Genomic DNA, 14,133 nt, shown 5'->3' with positions numbered 1-14,133 from the left:
TCCCGTCGCGGCGGGGGACCCTTCTCCGCCGCGCGGCGAGGCACCGCCGCAGCAGATCTTGACCTCAAGTCGGGTTGAGCTCCTAGCGTCGTGGTCACCGGACAAAGGAGGGTTTCGTGACGTATCTGGTGACCGGCGCGACCGGCAGGGTGGGCCGGCACGTGGTGTCCGAGCTACTGGCCCGTGGGGTGCCCGTACGGGCCCTGACCAGGGAACCCGCCCGGGCCGCCGGCCTGCCGCCCGAGGTGGAGGTGGTCGCCGGCGACCTGACCGATCCGGCCACCCTCCCGGCGGCCCTGGACGGCGTCGTCGGCGTACACCTGCTCACCACCGGCGGCGACGACTACGCCACGCTGCGCACGGGCCCGGAGATCGTGGAAATGGCGGAGAAGGCCGGCGTCCGGCGAATCGCCGTGCTGTGGAACGGCAAGCCCGGCCCGGTGGAGGACGCCGTCCGCGCTGGCGGTACGGAGTGGACGATGCTCCAGGCGGTCGACTTCATGAGCAACACCCTCGGCTGGGCGGAGTCGATCCGCGCCACGGGCGAGGTGCGGGAGCCCTTCGGCGACGTCCGTGCCGCAGTCGTCGACGAGGCCGACGTGGGCGCGGTCGCGGCCGAGGTGCTCACCGGCGACGGGCACGCCGGGCAGGTCTACACGCTCACCGGCCCGGAGGCGCTCACCCCGAGACAGCGGCTCGCCACCATCGCCGCCGCGATCGGCCGCGAGCTGCGCTTCGTCGAGCTGACCGAGCAGCAGGCCCGCGACCGGTGGCGGCAGGCGGGCTACGACGACGAGCTGGTCGACCTGCTCGCGTCCTGGCAGGGCAACCCGCCCCCGGTGGCGTACACGGTCACCGACACCGTCGAGCGGTTGCTCGGCCGCCCACCCCGCCCCTTCGCCACCTGGGCCCACATCCACGCCGCAGCCTTCCGCTGACCGCCCGCCATGTCTGGCGCGCACGCCACCGTGAGCCGATATGCCGGTGAGGCACATTCCCGCCTCACCGGCATATCACCCAACGAGGCAGGGAACGACCCCGCAAGCGTGGTCACCCATCTGCGGTGCTCACTGTGTCCGAAATCCGGCCACCTCCTGATCTGCAAACGGTGGTGCAATGGCTGGCGGAGGGGCCGGTAAAGGGCACTGACCAGCGCAGACGGACAGGAGGCAGGAGATGCGATCCGTCAAACAACTCGGGAGACTCGCCCTCGTTGCGTGCCTCGCCACCGCGGCGACGCTCGGCGTCGCGCCGGGCGCCGCACTCGCCCAGAGCGCGCCGATCACGGTCGACCCGGTCGGCACCTTCGACGCCCAGTCGGGCACCGCCACCATCAGCGGCACCTACGACTGCGGCGACGCGAGGGGCTTCGCCTTCATCGAGATCAACCTCAGTCAGCGCGTCGGTCGGGTATCCACGGTGACCGGCTCGGCCTTCACCGAGATCCCGGAGTGCACCGACGACACCAGCTCCGGCACGTGGACGGCGATGATCCCGGCCAGCAACGGCGCGTTCCGTGGCGGCCAGGCCACCGCCAGCGCCCGGCTCGTCGTCGACACCACCGCCGTTGCCGAGACCACGGAGCCGGTACGACTCAGTGGCGGCGCCTGATCCTGAGGCGACGTCCGCACGCACACCGGTCCCCCGGGTCATCCGCCCGGGGGATCCGGCGCCCTCGGGTCGGAGGCGGGCGGTCAGGCGATCTGCCGCAGGTCGTTGCCGTAGTCGAAGATGATGCGGAGCCGAGCGCCCAGGGCTGCGGCGTAGCGGCTCAGCGTGGCGACCTCGTTGACATCGAGGTCACCGTTCTCGATCTGACTGACCCGTCCCGGGGTGACGCCCATCAGTTCGGCCACCTGGCGCTGGGTCAGCCCCAGCCGCTTACGCTCCTCGGCCAGGTGGAACGCGCTCACCCACGCTTCGGTACGCGCCCGCTCCCTCTCGTGCTCCGTCTCGTCGTCACGAAGCTCGTCACGGACGTCTTCCCAGTCGTAGAACTCGGTCACGACTCCCCCCTTCGCCTGCTCTCATGGTCGAGCCAAGCCTTGTAGGCAACCTCCGCCAGTGGAATGTTGTCGTGGTACCAGCGCGTCCAGTTGTGCGCCTTGTTGCCTGCCACGAGCAGGACGGCCTGGGACCAGGGATCGAAGACGAACAGCACCCGAACCGCGACGTCCCGCCCTGACCTGGGACGCAACTCTTTGAGATTACTGATGGCACTGCCCCGCAGCGTGCCGACCAGCGGACGCCCCAGCCCGGGCCCGACCTCCGCGAGCATGTCGACGGCCACGCTCACGCTCCGGTACGTGTCCGGATCGGTATGCCGCAGCTCCCGGAGCCACTGCCGGACCTCGCCGGTGACCCGCACGGACCAACGTCCCCCGGTCGCACCGCCCATGACGTAACTATAGCTCGAACTAAACAGGCTCCCTAGCGCCCGAACGAGGTGATCTCCGATCAGCGGGAGTCGAGGAGGGGTTGGGTCGGGGTCCACGGCGGGTGGCCGGCGGCGTCGCGGCGGCGGCGGGCGATGGCCGACAGCGCCTCGAGCACCACGCGGTTGCCCAGGTACGCGGTGATGTCGGCGTGGTCGTACGGCGGGGCGACCTCGACCACGTCGACGCCGACGACGGGCAGCTCGTAGCAGCAGCGCCGCACCGCGTCGAGCAGTTGCCGGGAGGTCAGGCCGCCGGGCTCCGGGGTGCCCGTGCCGGGTGCCATGCCCGGGTCGACCACGTCCACGTCGACGGAGAGGAAGACCCCCTCGCACTCGTCGGTGGCGATGGTGAACGCCTCGGTCAGGCACTCGTCCAGGCCCCTGGCGACCAGCTCGGTCATCTCGTACGACCGCATCCGCTGCTCCGCCATCCAGGACAGCACGGCAGGGCCGGGCCAGTAGCCCCGCAGGCCGATCTGGAGGAACCGGTCGCCGCGTACGGCACCGGACTCGATGAGCCGGCGCATCGGCTGTCCGTGCCCGTGCAGGCTGCCGAACTCGATGTCCCCGGTGTCGGCGTGCGCGTCGAAGTGCACCAGCGACACCCGGCCCGGCCCGTGGTGGCGGGCGACGCCGGTCGCGTCGGGCAGCGCGATGGAGTGGTCTCCGCCGAGCACGACCGGGATCGCGCCGGCCCGCGCCACCGCGAAGACCGCCGACTCCAGGGCGGCCAGGGACCGCTCGATGTCGCCGGAGAACATCTCGACGTCGCCGGCGTCGTACACCCGCAGGTCGCGCAGCGCGTCGACGCGCAGCGCGAGGGACGGGCGGGAGCCGTCGTGCGGCAGGTAGCAGGCCTGCCGGATGGCGGACGGGCCGAACCGGGTGCCCGGCCGGTGCGAGGTGCCGCCGTCGAAGGGCGCGCCGACGATCACGACGTCGGCGTCGGCGAAGGACGACGGGTCGTCGAGGGTGCAGCGGTCGACGCCGAGGAAGGTGACGTCGGGGCCGAACATCGGGCCGTAGCGGGTCATCGCTCCTGCATCCCCCATGGTGAGCCGTAGCCGGCGAGCAGATCGAGGAAGGGGCGCGGGGGCAGCGCCTCCGGGCCGATCACCCCCGACCCGGACCACGCGCCGGTGGCGAGCAGTTCCAGGGCGACGACGGGGTTCACGGCGGTCTGCCAGACGACGGCCTGGTGACCGTACTCGGCCATGGACCACTCGTTGTCGACCACGTGGTAGAGGTAGACCTCGCGCGGGCGGCCGTCGGGCGCCGTGCCGCGCACCCAGGTGCCGGCGCAGGTCTTGCCGCGCATCCGGTCGCCCAGGGTCGCCGGGTCGGGCAGGCAGGCCGCCACGACGTCGCGGGGCGCGACGGTCACGCCGCTCACCCGCACCGGGGAGGCCGCGTCGAGGCCGAGCTTGTGCAGGGTCCTGAGGACCTCGATGAACTCGTTGCCGAGGCCGTACTTGAAGGTGACCCGCTTCGCCGCGACCCAGCGCGGGATCAGCAGCACCTCCTCGTGCTCGACGTTGACGCACTCGACCGGGCCGATGCCCTCGGGGAAGTCGAACACCTCCGGCTCAGAGAACGGCGGGGTCGTGTACCAGCCGCGGCCGGCCTCCCAGATCACCGGCGGGTTGAGGCACTCCTCGATGGTGGTCCAGATGGAGAACGACGGCGCGAAGTCGTAGCCGTCGACGGTGAGGTTGCCGCCGTCGCGTACCCCGATCTCGTCGATCTCGGCGAACAGCTCGTCGGCGGCGTAGCGGGCGAAGACGTCCGACAGTCCCGGCTCGACGCCGATGCCGCACAGCGCCAGCCGGCCGGCGGCCGACCAGCGGTCGGCGGTGGCGAACTGGTCGTCGCCGAGCTTGACGCCGGTCTCGGCGTACGGCCGGTCGGGGTGCGGCCGGGACAGCGACATGGCCATGTCGAGGTAGTCCGCGCCGGCCGCGAACGCCCCGTCGAAGATCGGCATGACGAAGCGCGGGTCGACCGCGTTGAGCACGTGGGTGATCCGGTGCTCGCGGCACAGCGCGGCGACCGCGTCCGCCGACGAGGCGTCGACGGCGGCGGCGACGAACCGGTCACCGTGGCCGGCCACGGCCCGCGCCGCGCGGGCGGGGTCGCGGTCGGCGACAACCATGGTCTCGAAGAAGGATCGGCGGGCGGCGATGGCGACTGCGGCGGAGCCGACGCCACCGGCGCCGACGAGCAGGATCCGCATCAGGAATCAAACCCCAAACCAAGACGATCGAGCGTACGGAGCCAGAGGTTGCGCTGTCCCGCCCGCGCGTCGGCCCGGGCCAGGGACCAGCGGGTGAGGTGGATGCCGGTGGCCCGCAACGGCTCCGGCGGGAACGGCAGCGGCTTGCTGCGCACCAGGTCGAGCCGGGTCAGCGGGGTCTGCCCGCCGCCCAGCAGGTCGAGCACCACGCGGGCGCCGAACCGGGTCGCGCCGACGCCGAGGCCGGTGTAGCCGGCCGCGTACGCCAGCCGGCCGTCGTACGCGGTGCCGAAGAACGGGCAGAACCGGGTGCAGGTGTCGATGACGCCGCCCCAGCGGTGGCTGAAGCGCACGTCGGCGAGCTGCGGGAACGTGGCGAAGAAGTGCTGGGCGAGGGCGGTGAAGGTGGCCGGCCGTTGGGCCAGTTCGGGGGCCATCCGGTTGCCGTAGTGGTAGACGGCGTCGTAGCCGCCGAAGAGGATCCGCCCGTCGCCGGTGAGCCGGTAGTAGTGGAACTGGTTGCCGGTGTCGGCGAGCCCCTGCCGGTTGCGCCAGCCGATCGATTCGCGTTGCGCGGCGGTCAACGGCTCGGTCGTCAGCGCGTAGTCGTAGACCGGCACCAGCCAGGCCCGCAGCCGGCGCAGCAGCGGCGGGAACGCGTTGGTGGCGAGGACCACCCGGCGGGCGCGCACCGAGCCGGGGGTGCCGTGGCCGCCCGGTCCCGGGTCGTCGGCCCCGGGCGCGTCGGACGGTCCACCGCGGGTGGTGGCGCGCAGCGCGGCCCCGTCGCGGCGCAGCCCGGTGACCCGGGTGTGCTCGTGGATCCGCACGCCGAGGTCGAGGCAGGCGCGGCGCAGGCCCCAGGCCAGCTTCGCCGGGTCGAGCATCGCCACCCGGTCGCGGTCCCACAGCCCGCCGAGGTACGTCGGCGAGTCCACCTCGGCGCGTACCTCGTCGCGGTCGAGCAGCCGCACGTCGTGGCCGAACCGGCGGGCCAGGTCGACGTCGGCGGCCAGCCCGTCGAGCTGGTGGGGCTCGACCGCCACGGACAGCTCGCCGGTGCGCTCGAACTCGCAGTCGATGCCGTACGCGGCCACGGTGTCGGCGATGGCGTCCAGGTTGTCCCGGCCGAGCCGGTCCAGCGCGCCGATCTCGTCGGGGAAGCGTTCGACGCCGTTGGCCAGGCCGTGGGTCAGCGAGGCGGCGCAGAACCCGCCGTTGCGCCCGGACGCCGCCCAGCCGCAGGTGCCCGCCTCCACCAGCAGCACGTCCCGGCCGGGGTCGTCGGACTTGGCGAGCAGCGCCGTCCAGAGGCCGCTGTAGCCGCCGCCCACGACCAGCAGGTCGGTGTCGGTGCCGCCGTGCAGCGGCGGCAGCGGGTCGGGGCGTTCCGGGCGGTCCAGCCAGTACGGCACGGGCGCCGCGTCGGCGAGCGCCCGGCCGGCGGGCGGGGGCGTCATGGCAGCCGCTTCGCCCGCCGGCCCCGCAGGGTGCTGGCGAGCACCAGCAGCAGCGCGACCACGAACATCGCCGTGCCGATGACGTTGACCTGCGGCGGGATGCCCCGCTGGGCGGCGCCCCAGACGTACATGGGGAACGTGACGGTGGTGCCGGCGTTGAAGTTCGTGACGATGAAGTCGTCGAACGACAGCGAGAACGCCAGCAGCGCGGCGGCCACGATGCCGGGCAGCACCAGCGGCAGGGTGATCCGCCGGAAGGTCTGCCACTCGCTGGCGTAGAGGTCCATCGCGGCCTCCTCCAGTCGGGAGTCCATCCCGGCCAGCCGCGCCTTGACGGTGACCACCACAAACGACACGCAGAACATGACGTGCGCGATGACGATGGTCCAGAAGCCCTGCGGCACCCCGGCGGAGACGAAGAGGGCGAGCAGCGAGGTGCCCATCACCAGCTCGGGGGTGGCCATCGGCAGGAAGATCAGCACGTTGATCCCGGACCGGCCGCGGAACCGGTGCCGCACCAGCGCGAACGCCATCAGGGTGCCGAGCACCGTGGCGACCACGGTGGAGATGAAGCCGATCTGGACGCTGCGCACCACCGCGTCGCACATGTCGGAGGTGACGCACGGGTTGCGCCAGTTGTCGAGGGTGAACTCGTGGAAGTCGTACGACAGGCGGCTGGACGGGCGGTTGAAGGACAGGGCGGCGACCACGGCGATCGGCAGGAAGAGGTAGCCGAGCACCAGCAGCGCCACGCCCATCACCCAGCGCTCGGCGAGCCAGCGACCGATGCGGTGCCCCACGGTCACAACACCTCCTCCGTGCCGGCCCGGCGCAGGTAGACGAAGACGACCGCGAGGATCGCCGCCATCAGCAGGAAGGACAGCGCCGCGCCCTGCGGATAGTCCAGCCGGACCAGGAACGCCGAGTCGATGACGTTGCCGATCATGTACTCGTTGGGGGTGCCGAGCAGTTCGGCGTTGATGTAGTCGCCGCTGGCCGGGATGAAGAACAGCAGCGTGCCGGCGACCAGGCCCGGCATGGACAGCGGCAGCGTGACCCGGCGGAACACCCGCAGCGGGCTGGCGTAGAGGTCGCTCGCCGCCTCCAGCAGCCGGTGGTCCAGCCGCTCCAGGCTCGCGTACAGCGGCAGCACCAGGAAGGGCAGGAAGTTGTACGTGAGGCCGAGCACCACCGCGACCGGGGTGGCCAGCAGCCGGCCGTCGGGGGCGAGCAGGTGCACGTCGCGCAGCAGCCCGACGACCCAGCCGTTGTCGGACAGGATCGTCTTCCAGGCCAGCGTGCGCACCAGGAAGCTGGTGAACATCGGCGCGACCACGCAGACCAGCAGCAGGTTCTTCCACCGGCCGGCCTTCTGCGCGATCGCGTACGCCAGCGGGTAGCCCATCAGCAGCGCCAGCACCAGCGCGATGCCGGCGTAGCCGAAGGACCGGGTGAACTGCGGCCAGTACGCCGCGAGCGCGTCCGGGTAGTTGCCGACCGCCCAGGTCAGCGCGTACCCGGTGGCGAGCGAGCCGGCGGGGTCGTAGAGGCTGGCGGCGGCGAGCTGGAACAGCGGCACGGCGAAGAAGAGGAACAGCCACGCCGCGCCGGGCAGCAGGAGGAGGTACGGCAGGAACCGGTGCCGACCGGACCGGCGGGTTGGCGGGGGCGCCGCCGACCGTCCCGAACCGGGCATGTGTGCGAGGGCGGTCACGAGGACGCACCCACCGGCTCGTCCAGGACCGGCGTGGTCCGGTCGTGCTCGCCGGGCGCCCGGGGCAGCAGGAAGGCGTGCCGCGGGTCCCAGTGCGCCACCGCCTCGCTGCCCACCGCCAGCGGGCCGGTCACGCCGCTGTTGGCCACGAAGACCGACAGCTCGCTGCCCCAGCCGGTGCGCAGCAGGTACTGGGTGCTGACCCCGACGTAGGAGGCGTCGGTGACCAACCCGCTGACGTGCTGGTGCCCGGCGGGAACCTGGTCGACGGAGTCGACCAGGTGCAGCTTCTCCGGGCGTACGCCCAGGTGGACCGGCCCCCGGTCGACCCGGGCCCGGCCGGCGGGCACCGAGAAGCGGTTGCCGTGCGCCGAGACCGCCACCTCGCCGCCGCCCGGGCCGGCGGCCTCGCCGGCGAGCAGGTTGGACTGGCCGAGGAAGTTCGCCACGAACGCGGTGGCCGGGAACTCGTAGATGTCGGCGGGTGCGCCGAGCTGCTCGATCTTCCCGGCGTTCATCACCGCGACCGTGTCGGCCATCGTCATGGCCTCCTCCTGGTCGTGGGTGACGTGCACGAACGTGATGCCGACCTCGGTCTGGATCCGCTTCAGCTCGATCTGCATCTGCCGGCGCAGCTTCAGGTCGAGCGCGCCCAGCGGCTCGTCGAGCAGCAGCACCTGCGGGCGGTTGACCAGGGCGCGGGCCAGGGCGACCCGCTGCTGCTGCCCGCCGGAGAGCTGGGCGGGACGGCGGTGGCCGTAGTCGTCGAGCTGCACCAGCGCGAGCATGCCCATGACCTGGTCGTCGACCGATCGGATGCCGCGCCGCCGCAGCCCGAAGGCCACGTTCTCGAAGACGTTCAGGTGCGGGAAGAGCGCGTAGCTCTGGAACACCGTGTTCACCGGCCGCTTGTACGGGCGCAGCCGGGCGATGTCCCGGTCGCCGAGCAGCACCTGCCCGCTGGTCGGCTCCTCCAGCCCGGCGATCATCCGCAGGGTGGTGGTCTTGCCGCAGCCGGACGCCCCGAGCAGGGCGAAGAACGAGCCCTGCGGGACGGTCAGGCTGAGGTCGTCCACGGCGGTGAAGATGCCGAACCGCTTGGTGAGGTTGGCCAGCCGCAGGTCGCCGGCCGGTGTCTCGCGCCCCACAGTCGCCCCGCCCATGCCGCCCATGCCGCTCACGCCCCGATGACCTGCTGGAACTTGCTCTCGTACTCGCGTTCCTGCTTCTCGTCCAGCGCCATGAAGACCTTGGACCTCGACAGCATGGTGTCGTCGGGGAAGATCAGCGGGTTGGCTGCCAGCTCGGGATCGATCTTCTCCATCTCGGCCTTGGCGCCCTGGACCGGGCAGATGTAGTTCACGAACGCGGCGAGCTTCGCGGCGACCGCCGGGTCGTAGTAGTAGTTGATGATCTGCTCGGCGTTGCCCTTGTGGGTGGCCTTGTTCGGCACGAGGACGTTGTCCGACCAGAGCATCACGCCCGACTCGGGCACCACGAACTTGACCTTGTCGTCCTCGAAGCCGAGCTGGATGACGTCGCCGGACCAGCCGATGCACGCGGCGATGTCGCCCTTGGCGAGGTCCGGCGCGTAGTCGTTGCCGGTGAACCGGCGGATCTGGCCGGAGTCGACGGCCTTCTTGAGCTTGTTGAGCGCGTCGTCGAACTGCGGGCCGGTGAAGTTCGCCGGGTCGTGGCCGTTCGACTGGAGCAGCAGGCCCATGGTGTCGCGCATCTCGGACAGCGCCGTCACCTTGCCCTTGAGGTCGGGGCGGGTGAGCAGCTCGTCGACCGTCCGGATCTCCTTGGTCACCTTGCCGTTGTAGGCCAGCCCGGCCAGGCCGGACTGCCACGGGATGGCGAGCTGGTTCTCGGCGTCGAAGGACCGGTTGCGCAGCGACGGCAGCAGGTTGGCCTCGACGTTGGGCAGCTTCGACTTGTCGAGCTTCTGGACCCAGCCGAGGCGGATCATCCGCGCCGCCATCCAGTCGGTGAGGACCATGACGTCCCGGCCGGTGCCCTGACAGCCCGCGAGCTGGTTCTGCACCTTGCCGAAGAACTCGTTGTTGTCGTTGACGTCCTCGGTGTAGGCGACCTGGATGCCGCTCTGGGCGACGAACGCGTCAAGGGTCGGCCGCTTGGACTCGTCCTTCTCGTCCACGTCCATGTACTGCGGCCAGTTGGAGAAGGCCAGTTTCTTCTCGGTGGCGGACAGGTCCTCGCTGACGCAGCCGGCCTCCGTCTGGGTGGCGGCCTTGGTGCCGCAGCCGGCCAGCGAGCCGCCGGCGGCGAGCAGCGCGGCCGAGCCGAGGGTGCCGGTCAGGAGTCCACGCCGGGTGAGGGGCCGAAAGGGAGTACGCATGTGACGACTCCTAGGGGTCATCGTCGGCGGCGGGACGGGGGTGGCGCGCCGACGGGAGGGTCAGGTGCGGTGGACGACTGATCCTGACATGGGGTGACCTTCCTTACAAGGGATTCCGTTGCCGGAATAGCTCTGCACGACGAAATACGCCAGACTGCCCGGGGGCACTAGGCTCAGCCCGGGTACGGACATGGGGAGCGGTCGATGACGAACCGGCAGCAGGACAACGCCAACGGCGGACGCAGGGTCACCGTCCGCGAGGGTGCCAGCCACGCACTGCTCGACGACGTGGCGAAGCAGATCATCGAGCAGCTCCAGGAGGACGGCCGCCGACCGTACGCGACCATCGGCAAGGCGGTCGGGCTGTCGGAGGCGGCGGTGCGCCAGCGGGTGCAGCGGCTGCTCGACGCCGGGGTGATGCAGATCGTCGCGGTGACCGACCCGCTCCAGCTCGGCTTCCCCCGCCAGGCCATGATCGGCCTGCGTACGAACGGCAACCTGGAGGCCGTGGCCGACCGCCTCGCCGAGCTGGACGAGGTCGACTACGTGGTGATCACGGCGGGCTCGTTCGACCTGCTGACCGAGGTGGTCTGCCGCAACGACGACCACCTGCTGGAGATCCTCCAGCGGCTGCGGTCGGTCGAGGGCGTGCTCTCCACCGAGGCGTTCGTCTACCTCAAGCTGCGCAAGCAGACGTACACCTGGGGCACCGCCTGAGCGGGCCGCTCGCCGCCTGTCAGCTCTGGCCGCTGGTCGACCTCAGCCGGCGCCCCCGCCGCGCCCCACCGAGGCGACGAACGCCCGCCACGCGGCGGGCGCGAAGGTGAGGGTGCCGCCGACGCGGTCCTTGCTGTCCCGCACCAGCACCCGGCCCGGCAGGTTGTCGGCCACCTCGACACAGTTGCCGCCGTTGTTGCTGCTGCGGGTGGCGGTGCGCCAGCGGGCGTCGGTCATGTCCATGTCGTCGCCACTTCCCTGATCAGCTCGATCGACCGGCGTCGCGGCAGCGCCTCGCCGGCAACGCTCTCCCATCTGCCGCCCAGGCTAGCAATGTCGGCACTCTCCGTCACGACCTGACCGCGCAGCTGGTTGTCCACATAGGCCGCCTCGGCGCCGTCCGGCAGACGGATCAGGACGAACGGCCCGGCGAGCCCGGTGCGCCAGGAGACCTCGGCCGGGATCACCCGCACCTGCACGTGCTCCTGCTCAACGACCCTCAGCAGGTGAGCCAACTGGCCGGCCATCACCGCCCGGTCCCCGACGAGCCGCCGCAGCACCACCTCGTCGATCACGGCGACGAGCTGCGGCGGAGCGTCCCGCGCCAGGATCGCCTGCCGGGCCAGCCGGCCGGCGACGATCTCGTCCACCTCGGCCGCCGGGAGCAGGCCGCCGGTCCCCAGCACCGCGCGGGCGTACCCCTCGGTCTGAAGCAGGCCCGGCACCAACAGTGGCTCATACGACCGGATCGAGGTGGCGTCCTGCTCCAGTTCGGCCCAGGGTCGGAACCAGGGAAGATCGCGGCGGCGGAACGGCTCGGGCCACAGCTCGGCGGCGTCGCGGTCGAGCACCTCGGCCACCGCCAGCCGGGTCCGGGGGTGCGGGATGCGGCCCGACGTGAGCCACCGGCCCGCCGTCTTCGGGTCGACGCGCACCTTCTCCGCGAGCGACTCGACGGTCTCGCCCTTCGCGGCCATCGCCACGCACAGCGCCTCGTTCGCCATCCGACCCTCCGTTCCGGGATCACACTCCGGCGCACCCTAGCCACGCTCAGCCCCCGAGTCGCACGCCAACCGGCGTGTCGCGCCTGGACGTCTTTCGCGCATCCGGGCCGCCCGGCAACCGCCCGGGAAAGGCCCTGGACCTGCCCCCGCGCACTCTCCGCCGTCCAACGGCGAGCGCCGGAAGGGCGACCGGCGCGGAAAGCGCGGTGCTGGTTCGCGGGCGTCACGACAGGTCGTGAACGACCCGGCCCCCTGCCTTGCCAACGCCTGTCGAGCTGATGTCGCAGACGAATCAGACCCGTCGGCGCCACGATGCGCGCTCCAGCCCGGCGCGATGCCGCAGACGAATCAACCCCGTCAGCGCCACGATGCGCGCTCCAGCCCGGCGGTGATGTCGCAGACGATTCAGCTCGACAGGGCGACAGGGGCGCACCCTGACGGCACCGACGGACGCCGACCAGCCGTCAACAACCGATACGGATTCCGTTGCCGACCGGACACGCGCTCGCTGATTCCGTTGCCGAATGGACCACATACCACCGATCCCACTTGCTTTTGGCCGCCGGACTGTGGGATAACCGTGGGCAGAGCGGCCGGTGTCACCTTTGACCGGCCCGAGACCCGATGGGGCTGACATGGCCGACGCCACCGACCACCTCTGGATGCACTTCACCCGGATGGCGAGCTACTCCGCCGGCGAGGTGCCGACCATCGTGCGCGGCGAGGGCGCGTACGTCTGGGATGCCCAGGGCCGCCGCTACCTGGACGGCCTCGCGGGGCTCTTCGTCGTCAACGCCGGCCACGGGCGCACCGAGCTGGCCGAGGCCGCCGCCAAGCAGGCGTGCGAGCTGGCCTACTTCCCGCTCTGGTCGTACGCCCACCCGAAGGCCGTCGAGCTGGCCGAGCGGATCGCCACGCTCACCCCCGGAGACCTGAACCGGGTCTTCTTCACCACCGGCGGTTCCGAGGCGGTCGAAGCGGCGTGGAAGCTCGCCCGCGCCTACTTCAAGCGCACCGGCAGGCCGAACAAGCACAAGGTGGTCAGCCGCTACATCGCCTACCACGGCACCTCGATGGGCGCGCTGTCGATCACCGGCCTGCCCGGCATCAAGAGCGACTTCGAGCCGCTGGTCCCCGGCGGCATCAAGGTGCCGAACACCAACTTCTACCGCGCCCCCGAGCACGGCGACTCCCCCGAGGCGTTCGGCCGCTGGGCCGCCGAGGAGATCGGCCGGGCCATCGAGCGGGAGGGGCCGGACACGGTCGCCGCCGTGTTCCTGGAGCCGGTGCAGAACTCCGGCGGCTGCTTCCCGCCGCCGCCCGGCTACTTCGAGCGGGTCCGGGAGATCTGCGACGCGTACGACGTGCTGCTCGTCTCCGACGAGGTGATCTGCTCCTGGGGCCGGCTCGGCGAATACTTCGGCGCCGTTCGGTACGGCTACCAGCCCGACATCATCACCACCGCCAAGGGCATCACCTCCGGCTACGCCCCGCTCGGCGCGATGATCGCCAGCGACCGGCTGATGGAGCCGTTCCTGACCGAGACCGGCATGTTCGCCCACGGCGTGACCTTCGGCGGCCACCCCGTCTCCTGCGCGGTGGCCCTGGCCAACCTGGAGGTCTTCGCCCGCGAGGACCTGGTCGGGCACGTCCGGGCCAACGAGGCGGCCTTCCGCGCCACCCTGGAGAAGCTGCACGACCTGCCGATCGTCGGCGACGTACGCGGCGACGGCTATTTCTACGGCATCGAGCTGGTCAAGGACAAGACCACCCGGGCGACCTTCGACGAGGCCGAGTCCGAGCGGCTGCTGCGCGGCTTCCTGTCCACCGCGCTGTTCTCCGCCGGGCTCTACTGCCGCGCCGACGACCGGGGCGACCCCGTCGTGCAGCTCGCGCCGCCGCTGATCGCCGAGCAGCAGCAGTTCGACGAGATCGAGCAGATCCTGCGCGCCGTGCTCACCGAGGCGTGGGCGCGCCTGTAACCCTCGTCCACCCGGCCGGGCCGGCCGCGCGCCCCGCGGCGTGTGGTCGACCCGGCCGTTTCCGCACCGGGAGCGGCCGATGCGCTACCAGGACCTGTCGTCGCACCATGTCTTGATGCCCGTCCTGGCTGACGTGGATCTTGCCGGCCTTCCAGGCCCTTGAGGACCAATGCTCCAAGAAGTCCCGATAGGGCTGCCGGGATATGGCCGGAAGGGATAGCAGG

The 14,133-nt window shown here is 71.5% G+C and carries 15 protein-coding genes; 4 read left to right on the top strand and 11 right to left on the bottom strand.

The genetic code is table 11. The features are described from left to right. The first annotated feature begins 116 nt into the window (after positions 1–116). The gene (locus ACGF5C_RS06160) at positions 117–938 is read left to right on the top strand and encodes an NAD(P)H-binding protein (RefSeq protein ID WP_393297180.1); all 822 of its coding nucleotides are present in this window, start codon (positions 117–119) and stop codon (positions 936–938) included. 238 nt (positions 939–1,176) lie between these two features. Further along, positions 1,177–1,611: a DUF6299 family protein gene (locus tag ACGF5C_RS06155; protein ID WP_393297178.1), complete on the top strand. Its 435-nt coding sequence runs from the start codon at positions 1,177–1,179 to the stop codon at positions 1,609–1,611. 83 nt (positions 1,612–1,694) lie between these two features. Here the strand turns inward: ACGF5C_RS06155 and ACGF5C_RS06150 are convergent, their stop codons facing one another. The 9 genes from ACGF5C_RS06150 to ACGF5C_RS06110 are packed head-to-tail and all read right to left on the bottom strand — an operon-like array spanning position 1,695 to position 10,206. Further along, positions 1,695–2,006 (bottom strand): helix-turn-helix domain-containing protein, encoded by a 312-nt coding sequence (locus tag ACGF5C_RS06150; RefSeq protein WP_393297176.1) that lies wholly within the window; start codon positions 2,004–2,006, stop codon positions 1,695–1,697. Then, a complete protein-coding gene (locus ACGF5C_RS06145) occupies positions 2,003–2,398 on the bottom strand; it encodes a type II toxin-antitoxin system RelE/ParE family toxin (RefSeq protein ID WP_393297174.1) in 396 nt (131 codons plus the stop codon). Before ACGF5C_RS06145 ends, ACGF5C_RS06150 begins: the two co-directional genes overlap by 4 nt. 59 nt (positions 2,399–2,457) lie before the next feature. After that, positions 2,458–3,471: an agmatinase gene (speB, locus tag ACGF5C_RS06140; protein WP_393297172.1), complete on the bottom strand. Its 1,014-nt coding sequence runs from the start codon at positions 3,469–3,471 to the stop codon at positions 2,458–2,460. After that, positions 3,468–4,670, bottom strand: coding sequence for a saccharopine dehydrogenase C-terminal domain-containing protein (locus ACGF5C_RS06135; RefSeq protein ID WP_393297170.1), 1,203 nt, complete (start codon positions 4,668–4,670; stop codon positions 3,468–3,470). The genes speB and ACGF5C_RS06135 overlap by 4 nt, the downstream gene beginning before the upstream one ends. Beyond that, positions 4,670–6,130 carry an NAD(P)/FAD-dependent oxidoreductase gene (locus tag ACGF5C_RS06130; RefSeq protein WP_393297168.1) on the bottom strand — a complete coding sequence of 487 codons (1,461 nt, stop codon included), beginning with the start codon at positions 6,128–6,130 and terminating at the stop codon, positions 4,670–4,672. Before ACGF5C_RS06130 ends, ACGF5C_RS06135 begins: the two co-directional genes overlap by 1 nt. After that, the gene (locus tag ACGF5C_RS06125) at positions 6,127–6,936 is read right to left on the bottom strand and encodes an ABC transporter permease (protein ID WP_393297166.1); all 810 of its coding nucleotides are present in this window, start codon (positions 6,934–6,936) and stop codon (positions 6,127–6,129) included. The genes ACGF5C_RS06130 and ACGF5C_RS06125 overlap by 4 nt, the downstream gene beginning before the upstream one ends. Next, positions 6,933–7,844: an ABC transporter permease gene (locus ACGF5C_RS06120; protein ID WP_393297164.1), complete on the bottom strand. Its 912-nt coding sequence runs from the start codon at positions 7,842–7,844 to the stop codon at positions 6,933–6,935. The genes ACGF5C_RS06125 and ACGF5C_RS06120 overlap by 4 nt, the downstream gene beginning before the upstream one ends. Then, positions 7,841–9,016 (bottom strand): ABC transporter ATP-binding protein, encoded by a 1,176-nt coding sequence (locus ACGF5C_RS06115; RefSeq protein ID WP_393297633.1) that lies wholly within the window; start codon positions 9,014–9,016, stop codon positions 7,841–7,843. The genes ACGF5C_RS06120 and ACGF5C_RS06115 overlap by 4 nt, the downstream gene beginning before the upstream one ends. A gap of 5 nt (positions 9,017–9,021) precedes the next feature. Further along, positions 9,022–10,206: an extracellular solute-binding protein gene (locus tag ACGF5C_RS06110; protein ID WP_393297162.1), complete on the bottom strand. Its 1,185-nt coding sequence runs from the start codon at positions 10,204–10,206 to the stop codon at positions 9,022–9,024. Between the two features lie 204 nt (positions 10,207–10,410). Between ACGF5C_RS06110 and ACGF5C_RS06105 the strand changes: the two genes are divergently transcribed. Beyond that, the gene (locus ACGF5C_RS06105; protein WP_393297160.1) at positions 10,411–10,923 is read left to right on the top strand and encodes an Lrp/AsnC family transcriptional regulator; all 513 of its coding nucleotides are present in this window, start codon (positions 10,411–10,413) and stop codon (positions 10,921–10,923) included. Positions 10,924–10,965: 42 nt separating this feature from the next. Here ACGF5C_RS06105 and ACGF5C_RS06100 read toward each other — a convergent pair whose 3' ends face one another. Together ACGF5C_RS06100 and ACGF5C_RS06095 are read right to left on the bottom strand one after the other, a co-directional pair. Further along, entirely contained in the window at positions 10,966–11,166 is a 201-nt protein-coding gene (locus tag ACGF5C_RS06100) for a DUF397 domain-containing protein (protein ID WP_393297158.1), read from the bottom strand. After that, positions 11,157–11,927, bottom strand: coding sequence for a Scr1 family TA system antitoxin-like transcriptional regulator (locus ACGF5C_RS06095; RefSeq protein WP_393297156.1), 771 nt, complete (start codon positions 11,925–11,927; stop codon positions 11,157–11,159). The genes ACGF5C_RS06100 and ACGF5C_RS06095 overlap by 10 nt, the downstream gene beginning before the upstream one ends. Before the next feature lie 635 nt (positions 11,928–12,562). On the opposite strand from ACGF5C_RS06095, the gene ACGF5C_RS06090 reads away from it, so the two are divergent. Further along, the gene (locus ACGF5C_RS06090; RefSeq protein ID WP_393297154.1) at positions 12,563–13,909 is read left to right on the top strand and encodes an aspartate aminotransferase family protein; all 1,347 of its coding nucleotides are present in this window, start codon (positions 12,563–12,565) and stop codon (positions 13,907–13,909) included. Positions 13,910–14,133: the final 224 nt, after the last annotated feature.

Source organism: Micromonospora sp. NPDC047620 (assembly GCF_043205005.1).
Lineage (GTDB): Bacteria > Actinomycetota > Actinomycetes > Mycobacteriales > Micromonosporaceae > Micromonospora.
The sequence above is the reverse complement of the archived record's forward strand: the minus strand, read 5'-3'. Positions and strand labels throughout refer to the sequence as shown.